Source organism: Shewanella sp. NKUCC05_KAH, assembly GCF_019345585.1.
In the GTDB taxonomy this organism is placed as follows: domain Bacteria; phylum Pseudomonadota; class Gammaproteobacteria; order Enterobacterales; family Shewanellaceae; genus Shewanella; species Shewanella oncorhynchi.
Map to the genome: position 1 here is coordinate 40,671 of NZ_JAHKQZ010000010.1, position 15,015 is coordinate 55,685.

Below are 15,015 nucleotides of genomic sequence, written 5' to 3' on the forward strand. Positions count from 1 at the left end.
TAAAAACATGAATCGCTAAACCATAGTAGGTTGTGCCATCGGCTGATAAGCATCATCCAGCGATGCTTTAGACAACACTTCAAAGTCCTGATGAATTTCAATAAAACAATCGACTAATTCAGGGTCGAAATGCTGACCTTTGCCTTCAATAATTAAGTCGATAGCCTCTTGATGGCTAAAGGGCCGCTTATAACATCGGGGAGAAGTCAGCGCGTCATAAACATCAACTAGGGCCACTATCCTCGCCGAAAGCGGAATATCTTCACCTTTCAAACCAAGGGGATAACCACTACCATCCCACTTTTCATGGTGACCCGAGGCAATATCGCGGCCCATCTGAATAAAAGCACATTGGGGCGCATATTCCAACAAACTGCGTAGCACTTGTCCCCCGATCACAGGATGGGCTTTAATTTGCTCAAACTCCTGCGGCGTTAATTTACCCGGTTTAAGCAAAATCGCATCGGCAATACCGACTTTACCTATATCGTGCAAAATGGCCGACAAACTAATGTCTTGAATATAATCTTCGTTCAATTCTGCAGGAGGATTGGCGGCCAGTAGTCGCTGCGACGCGAGCATTTTCGAATACTGCCGCATACGTAGCAAATGCGCGCCCGTTTCGTTATCTCTGTATTCGGCGAGTTTAGCTAAGCCTAATACGGTAGCTTGGCGTGATGCTAAGGTTGAATCGAGTGCGTCAGCCAACTTACCTAATAAATAAGTGATGGTTAACGTCAACATAGCATTGGTCACGATAAAATTGACCACGACAACGGCCCAAATACCGACACTATAACCTTGGGTTTCGGGCCAATTGAGCCAATTAAAATGATAGGCAAAACCAATCAATATCAAACTTAGCCCATTCAAACACTGGGCATATAAGCTGGCTCGATTTCCTAAAAAAATACCGACTAACGGCGGGAAAATAAATAACCAGAAAAAACCAGCTCCCGAAGGGCCAATCGCAATTAAAAAACCGATGCCGATAGCAAAACCCAGCAAGCAGCCACAGCCAAAACGCGTACTATCAGTAAGCTTAGGAAAATACAGTAAAAGCAGTAAAAACAGATAAGCCAGCGTATCAAATACCACCATAAACCAGAGATCGGCGATGACGCATAAATACACACTTGTGATATATACAGGCACGCAGAGAATCGCTAGAAAGCCAAATAAACGTTCAAAGATCAAACGTCGCCAATGTGGCAGTGCCGCCGCTGTTCCCAAGGACGCTGTGGCTAATTTAGTTACACCACGCCTAAGTGATATCGCCATGGGAAGTTCCTCTTATATAGCATTCCCGCTGTGAGCTAATGAACTAGAAGAGCAAAATCAAGATACACCGCTGAAGCAAGGAAAAATAAGCCATCTTTTGTTGCCCATTAAAGAATAGACTAAGGCCAATAAAGCGCTCCATGAATACTGCGATATCAAGCCGAATCAACGACATTAGCCCAATATCATCGAACATAATTTATATTTAAGATGAATGACAAATACCCACTCAAGACATAAAAGAATAACCCTATACAAAATACTAGAATTAACGATTTAACAGGATAAACGCTCGTTTAACATCATATTCTCACTACTTAAAAACTTTATATATTGCAATAGCTTATAAATACGACGAACGATTGATTTTCACCTGTCAGCCATGAGAAACCGCTCTCCTATACCCACACAAAAATGATACTCTTATCACATAACAAGCTTACTCAGATGAGAGTCAGCACAAGAAAATTCGCGCCTAACACCGCGCCCTGAACCCTAATGAACCACATCGGCCCTGAATGGACACACTAAATGAGCCAGAGTAACGCCTCAGCGAATAAAATAGTTAATACACAGAGATCAGATCAAGAAATCCGCTTAACACCACAAGATGAACTCATTTCCACCACTGATACTCGCGGTATCATCACTTACGTTAATGCCCGTTTTGCCGAAGTCTCAGGCTATAGCGATCAAGAATTAATTGGCAGTGCCCACAATATGGTGCGCCATCCGGATATGCCGAGCGCCGCCTTTAAAGAAATGTGGGAAAAACTTAAGTCAGGCCAATCTTGGCGCGGCATAGTCAAGAACCGCTGTAAGAATGGTGGCTTCTATTGGGTTGATGCCTTTGTTTCGCCCTTGTTTGAAAACGGCACTATTATCGGTTACCAATCGGTGCGCATTCAGCCTCAAGTCGCCTACGTCACGAAAGCTAATGAGATTTACCAAAGACTCAAATTGGACAAATCCATTCCTAAACCCTTAAGTTTAATGCAAAAACGTATCGTATCTGCGGTTGTAGCCTCCACAGGTTTACTGATCGCAGGCTACTTTTGGGGCTGGGGCGTGATTATCGCAGGGGCGATTCTGATGAGTTTAAACCTCGCCATTTTCTACGATGAGGCCTTTCGTATTCCCGCTAAATTGATTGAAATGCAAACCAAATATGACTCTATTAGTCGTTACATTTACTCGGGTGCCGATACCTCTTCTATCCTCGATTTCCAGCTCATCATGCTACAGGCCAAAATGAATGGCGTACTTGGGCGCACCCAAGATCAAGCCAATCAATTACATGCAATTGCCGATCAATTAGTGGTCGCGACCGAGCAAACCTATGTCAGCCTAGATCAAGAGAAAAGTCAGCTAGAACAGCTCTCTGGCGCGATGGAAGAAATGAGTTCAACCATCACAGAAGTCGCGCAGAATACCCATCTCACCTCGACCAGCATCAATACCGCCTATGATCTCTGCCTTAAAAGCAGTGCTAACATGAAAGCCAACACTCAAAAAATGGAGCAACTGGCAAAGTCTGTTGCCGATGCAACCAACAATGCCCATCAATTAAATAAAGAAGCCGAGCAAGTCGCTAATGCGATGGGCGAAATTGACTCTATTGCCGAGCAAACTAATCTCCTCGCCCTCAATGCCGCGATTGAAGCTGCCCGTGCGGGTGAACAAGGCCGTGGGTTTGCCGTGGTCGCCGATGAGGTTCGCGCCCTATCGAGCAGAACCCAGCTATCAACCAACAGTATTTCTAAGAGTGTCGATAAGATGTTCACTATGCTCAACGCATGGGCCAAAGAAATGGAACAAAGCCGCCAACACGCGGAGCGTTGTGCCAGCGATATTCAACTGTCCGCCGACAATGTAAACACCATTTACCAAGAAGTGAGTGATATCCACACCTTTGCCCAACAAAATGCAGTGGCAGCCGATCAACAGCGTCAAGTGGTCAATGAGATCGCCAGTAATATTCACTCCATCACCCATGCCAGCGCCGAGAACTTAGCCGCAACCCATCTGATTGGTGATGCAGCCCATCTTCTTAAACACAATGCCGAAAAAGCCCTTGGCCTGAGGCGCACCTTCGGCTGAACAATAAGTAAAAGATCCAAAATACCGCAGCCTAGGTTGCGGTATTCTCTAATATAGCGAGCTTTAATCCGTATTGTTGAGTCCATATTTTACTCAACCCTTTTATAGATCAATAAGACCTTACCCACCTGAACCAGTGCCAAGCCCTTTATCCCCTCCTGATGAAATGATGCAGATAAAATGCCAAAACACTAAAAAGTACAGGTTTTAACCGAAATTTTTGCTATACTCCGCGCCCGCCATTTTTCTTATAAAATCTGTGTGGAAGAATGAGCCAGCCGGTACACCTCTCTCCTTTAGACGAGTGATAAAGAGGCTAGTGGCGCTTGAATGTTTGAATAAGTGAACGATAGGAATCCAAAATGAGATTTGAATCTTTTAGTTTTTCCCCCGAGATTTTGCGCGCTATCTCAGATTGCGGTTATCAACAAATGACGCCTATTCAGCAGCAAGCGATACCTGCTATCCGCCGCGGCCAAGATGTCTTAGCCAGTGCCCAAACCGGTACGGGTAAAACCGCCGCTTTCGCGCTGCCAATCCTGCAAAAGATGGTTGAAAAGCCAAGCGAAACGCTAAAGTCGAATGCCCGCGTATTAATCCTTACGCCAACCCGTGAGCTTGCAGCTCAAGTGGCTGACAACGTCACGGCTTACTGCAAATACTTAAACTTCAGTGTCTTAACCATTTACGGCGGCGTAAAGATTGAGACTCAAGCGCAAAAGCTGAAACGCGGCGCCGATGTGATTGTTGCCACACCAGGTCGCTTACTTGAGCACCTTACCGCCTGTAACTTAAGCCTGTCGAACGTCGACTTTTTAGTGCTAGACGAAGCCGATCGCATGCTCGACATGGGCTTTAGCGCCGATATCCAAAAAATCCTTCAAGCGGTAAATAAGAAACGTCAAAACTTGTTATTCTCGGCCACTTTCTCAAGTGCGGTGAAAAAACTCGCCAACGACATGATGGTTAAACCGCAAGTAATCAGCGTTGATAAACAAAACACTACAGCCGACACCGTTAGCCAAGTAGTTTATCCGGTTGAACAACGCCGTAAACGCGAACTGCTTTCTGAGCTTATCGGCAAGAAAAACTGGCAACAAGTGTTGGTATTTACTGCGACCCGTGAAGCCGCCGATACGCTAGTCAAAGAATTAAACTTAGATGGTATCCCATCTGAAGTGGTCCACGGTGAAAAAGGCCAAGGCAGTCGTCGCCGCGCCCTGCGTGAGTTTGTGGCGGGTGATGTACGGGTGCTGGTTGCCACCGAAGTTGCCGCCCGTGGTCTGGATATTCCAAGCCTTGAATACGTAGTCAACTATGACTTACCTTTCCTCGCCGAAGATTATGTACACCGTATCGGTCGTACAGGCCGTGCGGGTAAAACTGGCGTAGCCATTTCATTTGTGAGCCGCGAAGAAGAGCGCACCTTAGCCGATATCGAAAAATTGATTGGCCAACAGATTCGCCGCGTCACTGTGCCAGGTTATGAAGTTGGCAGCCGCGAATTGCTATTAAAGCAATTGCAAACCCGCCGTAGCTTTGCCAAAAAGCAACAAAGAACCGACAACGTCGGCGCTCAAGTTGCTGCTGAGAAAAACATGCAGGGCCGCCGCGTAAAAATGAAAGTTGGTCAAGCACCGAGCAAAGCGAAAAAGCTGAAATAAACAACTAACATAGGCAATGCACCTCGCCTATCAGTCTCGTTATTAAAGCAAAAAGCGTCCCAAGGGACGCTTTTTTATTGAGCCGAATTAATGAGCTATAAACCATAGGCTATAAGAGTGACTCGCTCTCAAAGATGGCTTATCTCAGTCCGAACTCTGTGACGAAGTCAATACTTAGCCTACATAACTGAGGCCGATCACTTATTCGAAAAAACCACCAAATAACTGTTTAAGCCTTTGCTCATCAATGGGATTTTCGCCGCGCCAACCCGCTAGCGGTAAGATGATGTCAGAGCGGATACTGCCCGGGTATTTGATATTGCAGATCGCTTCAAATGGCGTAAATGCTTCATAAAGCGGCGTAACATAGGAATTTGGCATGATGCCAAGCTCAGCTAACACCGTCAGTTGGCCACGGAAACTGTACTTTTTAAATTGAGGAATAATCTTGGCTTTCTTCACCCTTTGCTCGAGTTTTCCGGGTGTTTCATCTAAAGGAGCCTGACGGATAGCTTCAATTAATGCACTGAAGATGGCCACATCCTCTATACTGGGTTTACAAGGCGATAGCGTACAAAACTCTTGTAATTCTATGAGATTGTGCGCCCAGCGCTCGTTCCACACACTGCCAGCGTAACAGGAAAAGATTTCTTGTCCCTGCTCAATCCAATTAACGCGCTTGATGGAACACACAGGACAAATGTCACTATCGGTTGCCATCGAATGTTCTGGTAGCGCCTTAGCAAACAAATAACTGAGAATGGGTTGACGACCGCGAGGGAAGCTTGAAAAACCACATAAATAGGCCGCCAGTAAATTCTCCAGCGCAAGATTCGGCTGCTTTAGTATCGCTTTATAGCCGAGCACCACATCATCATGACTCAGCTTAACTCGGTCGTTGACCGGATAGCCACTCTGTTCAATCAATGCGATTTCAGCATCAGATAGGCCTTGATAGGAGTAGATATAAGTTCCCGTATCGACATCAAACACATCGCCATTATCGATTCTTTGTTGATAACCATGCTCGTCTTTGCGGTACGACTTTTTATAATAGACTTTCTTTAACGCCTTAAATAATCCCTTATCCATTTACCACTTTCCTATTGAAAAAATTACCAAACATCACTTCAGCCTTTCAAGGCTGTGGCAATACTATCACTTTCGCGTTCAGCGCCCCACCTTATCTCAGTTAATTAGCAGACTCGATTAGCTTACTCAATTAGCCCATGTTATCGGCTCACACCATTGACTCATATGAGACTAAAACGAGCTTTTGGGTGATTGAGCAATCATTGCTTTAAAAACACCACGATATCTGGATACACACTGCAATAAATTGCAGCATTCGCCGTTCTTATAGCTGTCATCCCCATTCACGACCCAACAAGCGTACAAACCAGAGCCAATCGTTTGAATTGATAGAATAACCCATAACTAAGAGAGATTACTTATGCCGTCCCTACTACAGCGCTTTTTATTGACCACCAGCCTACTGCTTGGCAGTTTTACCACGCTAGCTCAACCTATCGCTAAGGATGAATATTCGGTTAGCCCACTGCTCAATGGCGAACAAATTCCCGCAATTACCTTACAAGATATGAATGGCCAAAGCGTTGATTTAGCAAAATTAACCGCACAAAAACCAACCATTTTCTTTTTTTACCGTGGCGGCTGGTGCCCCTTTTGCAACAACCAAATGGGGCAACTAAAAGCCATCGAACCTAAACTTATCGACATGGGCTTTCAACTGGTGGGGATTTCCACTGATACACCCGCACAGCTAAAGGCATCGGCCGCTAAAAACGAACTCAAATATCAGCTACTTTCCGATGAAAAAATGCAGGCATCGCAAGCCTTTGGTCTTGCCTTTTACACTAGCAAACAAGTCACTGATACTTATCTGAGTCGCTTAAAACTGGATAACCCACTGTGGACAACGCCCGAAGGCGATAAACGCTTAGTTCTGCCAGTGCCGGCAATTTATATTGCTGATACTCAAGGATTAATCCACTTCCAATATGTGAATCCCAACTATAAGGTGAGACCCGCACCTAAATTGATTCTGACGGCTGCCAGCCTCGTCGGTGCACCAGAATAATCCATCCCTCATCAAAGCAGCCGTTAAGAATCGTTATCGATTTAGCGGCCGCTTTGCTAAACTAGCTCCGCCGCAATCAATATCGTCCAAGTTCAAATAGATAACATCACTTCAGCCCGCGGCGGAGTCATAATGAATTCTCAAACCTATAACCAAGCTGTGCTCGAACTCGCTCTTGCGGGTCTTGCCGATTTAACCGCTTCAGCACAGACCAAGAAAGCCCAGCGCACCTCCGCGCAGGAAAGTCATTTTTTGTGTAATTGGATGGTCGAGTCCTTAAAGGAAAAACGCTTTTCTAAACTGGTAGCCGACGATCTCACGGCTTGGATACGTTTGGCTCGCAGCCAAGGTGCGGGCGCCGAACTCAAGCGTTTACTAGAAAGGATAGTGTATCAATATCAATCTGTTGAGACATCGGAGCCCGCTTTAGGCACGGCATTAAATGCCATGATAGAAACCTTAAAACAAGCCGATTGGTTAGTCTTTACTGACACTGAAATCAGTGCCAAGCTGAAACTCGATGGTGATGGTCAATCTAGCTTAGTGATTGATGCCAAAGAATTTAATCAACATATTAAAGACAATCAGCTGATCAAGCCAATCAACTTATATGTCCGCGCCGATGAACAGACACTAACGCGCATCGCCCTGTCCCATGGGTTATTGCTCAGCCAAGGCAACAAGAAAACCAGTTTGATTAAACACCATAAAACCTATCAAATTTTCCCTAATAATCAGCAGCCAGCTTTGTGTCAGCTATTGGCTTAAGGTGTAATAGCGAAAAGCAGAAAATAGCTTGAATATGGCGGATGTGACTGATTGTGATCCAATAAACAATTCATTCACATAGTTTAGGTAGAATGGCCATCGGATAGGCCTTGGCTAAAGCAGAGATAACAAGGATAAAAGCAATATGGTTAAGCGATGTTTGCAGTATAAACACTTAGTTCGATTTGCCTTGTTCACCCTTTGCTTGACTCAACAGCATGCCTTTGCGGAACAGCTCAAATACAATATCACTGGCTCCTATTCTTGGTATCCGTATTTTATCGGTGATCAAGCCGAGGCGCCGGGGATGATCACTGAGCTTATTCCGATGATTTTATCTATGGCTGAAATCAAAGGTGAAATCCTCGCCCTGCCGCCAAAGCGTACCAATAATGCGCTAGAAACCGGTCAACTCGACTTTGATATCGTAAGCCCCAGTTGGTTTGAAAAGCAGGATTTAGGGCCGCTATTTGTCAAATCGGCCCCCATAATGCAAATCACTGAATATGTGGTCACATTGCCAGAGAATGTCAGTAAATATAAATATATCAGCCAGATAAAAGGCCAAGAAATAGGTACAGTGCGCGGTTATTTATATCACGACGATAAAGATTTTATCCGCGCAGACTTTACCTCAGAGCAGGAGCTGATCAAAGCCTTAGATAAACACAGAGTCAATGCCGTTATTGCTGGTAATTACCCAGCCTTGTATTGGTCGACTCAGTTGCGGATCCCTGTCGCACTGGCGGCAGTGCATTCTGATGGTGACTTAGTGTTTAGGTTGCGAAAAGAACATGCAGATTTGCTTCCTGCCATCAATCAAGCCATAGCGACACTGAAGGCCAATGGTAAAATTGACGAAATCATCAAAAAGTACACTCAAACGCTGGCAAGCTAATTTCACGCTAGCTATATGAGATATTTGCGATAAAAAAGCGCCCGAAGGCGCTTAATCAATATCAATAAGGTCGCAGAATCTCAGTTTGACCATTCACAAGGATCATAATTAGCGAGGACGGCCGCATAGCTGTGACTCAATCCCAGAGTCGAGTAGTAATAACCTTTCCCCTGATTGTCCACTGCATAATGGATATCCTCGGCCCCAAGCTGTTGTGGTAATTGCTCACGCACATTGGCTAATGTAGGCTCATCATAAAGATAGGGGGCAAACGTCAGTACACTCTCCAGATAGACCTCAGTATGGCGGCAACTATTGCGACGGATCTGGGCAATAATCGCCTCAAACGCTTCACCCCGATCCAACGCTAACCATTGCTCAGCGTAACGTTCAACTATGCTTCTGTCGGAATAGAAGAAATACCGCTTATCCGACAAACGCATCTGCACATCCTTGTAAGCTTCATTGAGGATTAGGCGAATATAACTGTTAACCGTTTGCTCACTATCCCACTCGAGCCCTGCCACGGCGGCGATTTGCTCCGCCGTGACTAAGCGTCCGTGTTGGCTAAATACCCTGATATAACCGACAAGTTCAATCATAGTGTCCAACTATAGTGTTCAACTGGGTAACAGGCCTCTAGCCGCCAATCTATCGGCAACAAAACCTAGGCTAAACTTGTCGAGCGTGGCCCGAGTTGGCGCACCGGTTTGAATATCCCAACCAAAGGCTTCATAGAACATGTCCAGCGCCGTTTGCATGTCAGCGCGGTCCATCTTGATGGTGCCCTCTTGACCGAAGTTTTTATCTGGATTCAAATCATAAACCCAGTCACTGAGCACATCATGCTCTTCGCGCATATTGCTTTCATTCATTTGCAATACGGTTAAGGCACGGTGTAAATGCAGCACTCTTTCCGCCTTAAAGTCCAATTCAGTTTCTGTGGTTTCAATCCCAGTCACTAAACTGAACATCTGCGATTCAATGGTGCTATCGCCTTCATAGTTGCGATTTTTATCCGGTGATGCCAGCAGTGGGAACATCCAATTACACAGTGTCAGAGAGTCATGTAATACGTTTTTCACCAGCGACCATTTTGCAAAACGGATCTTAGCCGCATTGATTGGGGTATACCAATTCACCTTATCGAATGCACCTTCACCCCATTTTTTCTCGGCAATCGCCACTGTCATATCATGTGGCAACCCACTGTTAACTATGTTGATGTGGGAATGACACTGAGCATCACGGTTAAAGACGACGTTGATTAACGTACCCACCTGACCCGCGGTTTCACTGGCATGGTGCACGGCAGCATTGGTTTTCTTGTTGAATACCTTAGTTGCACTTTCTTTGTGAATATCCCAATTACCTAACTTGGGATTGGTTCCATCTAACCCCCAACGCTTGATCAAATCATATAAGCCGTCGGCCATATGGGAAATTTCACCTTCTTTAAACGCCACTCGGCGATAAAAATCAAGTAAGAAAGCGGGATCTTGGTTATCCCAGAGCGCCCAAGGAATGCTGTTAAATTCATCTTCAGGTAATAAATGCTTAAACATATCCTTTGTTTTTAGGAATTTAAATAGATGAGAAATGGAGCCATAGTTACACCAAATACCATAGTCATCGAGAATATGAGCCCCTAAAGCGCCCGCCATCGCATGTGCTTCTGTACCATTTTTGGTGCCCATTAAATACTGTGGTACGAGGAATCCCATACAGACGTTAGATATATGTTCGGTTTTACGACCGTATTTGCTTTTCAATTCAGGGACTTTTAGCTCGCAGAAGCAACGTATTGGGCATGAATGACAGCCTCCCGTACGCTTCATCCACTTATTGGCATATTCCACACCAATGTAGCTTTCTGCCATCGAAGTTCGAAACCCAATACGATTGCGTTCATTCCATGGCACTTCGCCTAAATCGATTTCTTGATCGGCAGCGCCCCACTTCAAACCGGGCCGAGATTTCCAGCGGCTGATGGGGGCTGAGTACTCAGCCCAAGATTGCGGCGTTGAAGGAACGACACCATTATTGTTGGCACCGATAATACCTAAAATATGGTCATCTAAGGCACGCATCTTTTCATTATTGGCGGCGATTTTAACGGCGCCAGTGCCGATAATGCCGATCCCTTTACAATTTTTTGACCCCATTACCGAGCCATGACCACCTGCTGAGTGCCCGCCCTGAGTCATAATGACAGAAAGAGGCACTTGGTTTTCACCCGCTTGGCCAATGGCCGCCACTTGTGCATTGGGTCCCATCATTTGTGCGATCATAGCGTGGGTATCAAATATACCTTTACCCCATAGGGCATCGGCAGGTTCAATCGTGACCTTATCATCCACAATTTTAAGCCACACAGGACTGCTCGCTTTGCCTTCTATCGCAATCGCATCGAAGCCCGCAAATTTCATTGCGGGTGAAAAATGCCCACCAAAGTGACCATCGGCAATCAGATGTTTTTCAATTACGGGACTACGGGAAGTAATGGTTGTTCGTCCAGTACAAATAACGCCTGAACCCGTTAATGGTCCGGCAGAAAAGACAATAATATTATCTGGGTCGATTGCTGTAATATTATCCTTATGATCATCCCACAATATTTTATAACCAATCCCCATACCACCGATATAGTCATAATATTTATTGATTGGCTCATACCATATATGATTAGTTGTTAAATTAACTCTGAGGACTTTACCCGCCCAACCACCTATTTTATCACTCATATTATTTCTCCTGAATTTAAGAAACTAAGCCGGTATATTTTTCGTATTGTTCTAATGCAGCTTCAGCCTCTTCCCAGTTATAAAATTTAATTGCACCTGTAGGACAAACTTGCGCGCAGGCAGGTTTACCGTTACATAAATCACATTTGACGGCTTTCATTTTACTGCGAACAACTTTAATGACTTGCTGAGGACACTTATCTGCACAATAACCACATCCGACACAACGTTCTTCATCAATCACTTTGGCGCCAGTTTGTTCGTTCGTTGAAATAGCTTGCTGTGGACAAACTTCAGTGCAGACTTCGCAGTGGCGACAAGTGGAAGGAACAACGGTTTTATCGCCGCATTCTCCTCGTTGTATTTCATAGTCAAATTGCACACCATGTGGGCCATAGTTCATATTTCTTTCTACTTTGACGCGGGCAAGTGTCGGACTGCTATCCCCTTCATGGTTCCAACCACAGGCAATTTCACAGCGTCTGCAGCTAACACAAACCGTAGGGTTCACCACCATGAGTCCACCAGGCATGACTTCTACTATCTCTTGGCTATTACTGTCACTGCCACAACCGGTCAGAAAACTTATTAATGTTCCGCTATAAACTGTACCGACAGCAACGCCCATACCGCCTTTAAGCATTCCTCTTCTGGTAATCATATTTGATCCTTTATTAGTCAAAGCAATATAATTAAAATATGCATACACTTTGATTCCCGACAATTTATGCTAAAGTAATTATGTCTTTGATTTTTAACCTGCGTCACAATTACCCATATTGGGGCATTATTAGATCAAGTTACACGACATGCATCAGAGTAACGTTTTTAAGAATTAACAATTAAACATCTAGCAAATTTAAATAATGCCTCACTTCAAATTACCTTAATTTAATTAACAAATAACTTTTAAATTTGGTTAATTAAGTGCAACTCAACTCATAACTAAGTTAATATCTATACCGCATACATTCCGATTAGAGTCCCGACAGAATCTAATTAAAAAGGAATGGAAAATGATGAAAACGAATACCCGTTCTCAATGGAAAATCTTTACGCCAATGGCAGTCGCAGTCTGTCTGATGACAGCCTGTTCCGATGGTGACGATGGGAAAGAAGGTCCACCAGGGATTGTGAGTATCAGCATTGAACAAGCGGATACACTCAAAGCGACAATAGAAAATGTGGTTATCGATGCACAAACTCATGTGCAGGTCGATTTCTTCCTCAGCAATGCCAATGGTATTGCGGTCACAGGGCTAGAAAACCTGAAGGAGCTAGATACCTTAGGTGTCGGTATTGCCAAATTAGCACCACCGCAGGAGCACTATCAAATCACCCAAGCCGCGGCGAATGCTATGGCAACAACTGGCACAGAAGTCACTAACTCTGCAGCAAGCGCGACAGATGCTGCGTTGCAATGGACCAGTTACATCAATAATCAAGTAGAACCTGCAACAAATGCCCAAGCGAATGCACAGACTCAGTGGCAAGCAGGCATTGAAAGCAACTGTAAAACGGCGTGTCTAACCTCCTTAGGCGCGGGCCAATACCGTTACACTTTGAGTAAACCACTCACGGGTTACTCACAATTTACGGGGATAGATACCCAGTACTCGCCTGAGCTCACCCACAGAATTTACCTAGAGTTAAAACCGTTCGCAAATAGCCCAATCGACACTCAGTTGATCAACAGCGTGTACGATTTTGTGCCCGCCACAGGACAGACAGTCGCGGCGGATATGGGCCGTAAAGTGATCGCGCCGGAACAAGCTTGTTTTCGATGCCACAACCCAGACTTAGCCAATACCGATACTCGCCTTTTGATGCACGGCAATAAACGTTTTGCCTTTGAGGGCTGCGTTGTCTGTCACACGACTTACTCTGGCGATCCTGAAACGGGTAATAGCCTTGATATGGCGACATTGACACACCAGATCCACCAAGCTAAATATCAAATTGTAGGTTACAAGGGACAGCTATATGACTACGCCAATGTGACCTTTCCCGGTGATATGACCCAATGTCAGCAATGCCATATTCCCGGCGCAACGGCGCAAAGTGGCAATAGTAATATCCCCAGTAAAACCGCGTGTCTTGACTGTCACAAAGCGCAAATTCCCGCAGATTGGAATGGCACTGTAGCGGGGTTATTCCACAATAGGGAAATTTTTGCCAACCCATGGGCACTGGGCTGTAGCGGCTGCCACCCTGATAGCACTAATCCTGAAGGTGTTGGGCTTTTCCACAATGCCGCCGTGAAAACAGCCACTAGGCTGGTGAGCGATTACCAAGTTAAGTTACTGAGTTCGCAGCTAAGCGTTGAAACTAAGACCCTTGCGGTGACATTGCAAGTGCAGCAAATGGAGCAACTGCCCGCCAGTCAACCTATGATAAAATCCTTCTGGTTGATTGCCACAGGTGAAACAAATAGCGCGAATATGCCAATCAATAACGGCCAGCGGAAAGTGTGGGATTTATTAGCAAACACGAGCGACGTCGCCTTAAAAATTACCGCACCCAATCAGCTAACAGTCACTATATCTAACCTGTCGGCTGCCGATTTTGGCGATCTGAGTCAGTCAAAACTCTACAGTAAACTGGTGCTCTGTGCCGATAAAAATACCGGCTTTGCCGTTAACTGTAATATCGCAAATCAAGAGGTGAGTCTCAGTGCCATTAATTCGCTAAGCCTGCAAGGTCAAGCTGTTACGGCAAAAGCTAAGGTCGATGAACAGGCCTGCCGCCAATGTCATGATCAAGGATTAGAAGATAGAGTTCTGTCGGCGCATCAAATGAAAGGAATTTTTGAACCCAATAGCAGCTGTGGCACCTGTCATGCACCGCAAACGGCAACCGCACTGACCGATGGGCAATGTCAAAGTTGCCACAGTAATGATGCGATTATGTATCTCAATGCCAATGTGATGCATACTCCTGGGGCCAGCCAAATCAAGCCCTATCGCACCATCAACAATACTTTGAGCTACAGGGAAATGGTGCATTCACTGCATGCGGGAACCCGCACTGTAGTGGGTTTTGACAACCCACGTCCCGAACTCACTTACCCTAATGCAAAAAATAACTGTAGTGTTTGTCATAGCACAGGACAGCTCAGTCTCGAGGGGCTAAATGCACAGCAATCCCTGTTAGTTGCGACACCCGATGCAGCCAACATAGGGCAAATTGCCGAGTACTCACCAACCTTAGCAACCTGCACGGCTTGTCACACGCTTATCGATAGTTTAGTCGTCCATGCACGCAGCTTTGGCGGAGTTTACCAAAGCGATGCCAGCGGTGGTCGAATTTACCAATCAGGACAGGAGTCATGCGCAACCTGTCATGCCGAAGGTCGCTCATCGGGGGTCGACAAGGTACACAAATAAGCCGTTAGATTTGATTTAATGCAAAAAAAAACCGCTCACCATAATGGTGAGCGGTTTTATTTCATTCGTCCTA

11 protein-coding genes are annotated in these 15,015 nt (G+C 45.3%); 6 read left to right on the plus strand and 5 right to left on the minus strand.

Going from position 1 to position 15,015, the window contains the following annotated elements; translation table 11 throughout:
• Positions 1-15: 15 nt before the first annotated feature.
• The gene (locus KO533_RS10645) at positions 16-1,281 is read right to left on the minus strand and encodes an HD domain-containing phosphohydrolase (RefSeq protein WP_219254069.1); all 1,266 of its coding nucleotides are present in this window, start codon (positions 1,279-1,281) and stop codon (positions 16-18) included.
• A gap of 531 nt (positions 1,282-1,812) precedes the next feature.
• On the opposite strand from KO533_RS10645, the gene KO533_RS10650 reads away from it, so the two are divergent.
• Positions 1,813-3,381, plus strand: a complete 1,569-nt coding sequence (locus tag KO533_RS10650; protein ID WP_219254071.1) for a methyl-accepting chemotaxis protein — start codon at positions 1,813-1,815, stop codon at positions 3,379-3,381.
• Between the two features lie 362 nt (positions 3,382-3,743).
• A complete protein-coding gene (locus KO533_RS10655; RefSeq protein WP_028761337.1) occupies positions 3,744-5,045 on the plus strand; it encodes a DEAD/DEAH box helicase in 1,302 nt (433 codons plus the stop codon).
• A 201-nt stretch (positions 5,046-5,246) separates the two neighbouring features.
• On the opposite strand, the gene KO533_RS10660 is transcribed toward KO533_RS10655, so the two are convergent.
• Positions 5,247-6,137, minus strand: a complete 891-nt coding sequence (locus tag KO533_RS10660) for a hypothetical protein (protein WP_219254073.1) — start codon at positions 6,135-6,137, stop codon at positions 5,247-5,249.
• A 361-nt stretch (positions 6,138-6,498) separates the two neighbouring features.
• Here KO533_RS10660 and KO533_RS10665 point away from each other — a divergent pair, with 361 nt between their 5' ends.
• The 3 genes from KO533_RS10665 to KO533_RS10675 all read left to right on the plus strand — a co-directional run bounded on the left by KO533_RS10665 (position 6,499) and on the right by KO533_RS10675 (position 8,812).
• The gene (locus KO533_RS10665; RefSeq protein ID WP_219254075.1) at positions 6,499-7,146 is read left to right on the plus strand and encodes a peroxiredoxin-like family protein; all 648 of its coding nucleotides are present in this window, start codon (positions 6,499-6,501) and stop codon (positions 7,144-7,146) included.
• Between the two features lie 132 nt (positions 7,147-7,278).
• Complete coding sequence (locus tag KO533_RS10670) at positions 7,279-7,914, plus strand: DUF2913 family protein (RefSeq protein WP_168822978.1); 636 nt, start codon at positions 7,279-7,281, stop codon at positions 7,912-7,914.
• Between the two features lie 145 nt (positions 7,915-8,059).
• Complete coding sequence (locus tag KO533_RS10675; protein ID WP_219254077.1) at positions 8,060-8,812, plus strand: transporter substrate-binding domain-containing protein; 753 nt, start codon at positions 8,060-8,062, stop codon at positions 8,810-8,812.
• Positions 8,813-8,892: 80 nt separating this feature from the next.
• Here KO533_RS10675 and KO533_RS10680 read toward each other — a convergent pair whose 3' ends face one another.
• The 3 genes from KO533_RS10680 to KO533_RS10690 are packed head-to-tail and all read right to left on the minus strand — an operon-like array spanning position 8,893 to position 12,217.
• Positions 8,893-9,414, minus strand: a complete 522-nt coding sequence (locus KO533_RS10680; RefSeq protein WP_219254079.1) for a hypothetical protein — start codon at positions 9,412-9,414, stop codon at positions 8,893-8,895.
• An 18-nt stretch (positions 9,415-9,432) separates the two neighbouring features.
• The gene (locus KO533_RS10685) at positions 9,433-11,556 is read right to left on the minus strand and encodes an aldehyde ferredoxin oxidoreductase (protein ID WP_105251825.1); all 2,124 of its coding nucleotides are present in this window, start codon (positions 11,554-11,556) and stop codon (positions 9,433-9,435) included.
• Positions 11,557-11,572: 16 nt separating this feature from the next.
• Positions 11,573-12,217 (minus strand): 4Fe-4S dicluster domain-containing protein, encoded by a 645-nt coding sequence (locus KO533_RS10690; RefSeq protein WP_105251824.1) that lies wholly within the window; start codon positions 12,215-12,217, stop codon positions 11,573-11,575.
• 355 nt (positions 12,218-12,572) lie between these two features.
• Here KO533_RS10690 and KO533_RS10695 point away from each other — a divergent pair, with 355 nt between their 5' ends.
• Complete coding sequence (locus tag KO533_RS10695) at positions 12,573-14,942, plus strand: OmcA/MtrC family decaheme c-type cytochrome (RefSeq protein WP_219254081.1); 2,370 nt, start codon at positions 12,573-12,575, stop codon at positions 14,940-14,942.
• The last annotated feature ends 73 nt before the right edge of the window (positions 14,943-15,015 follow it).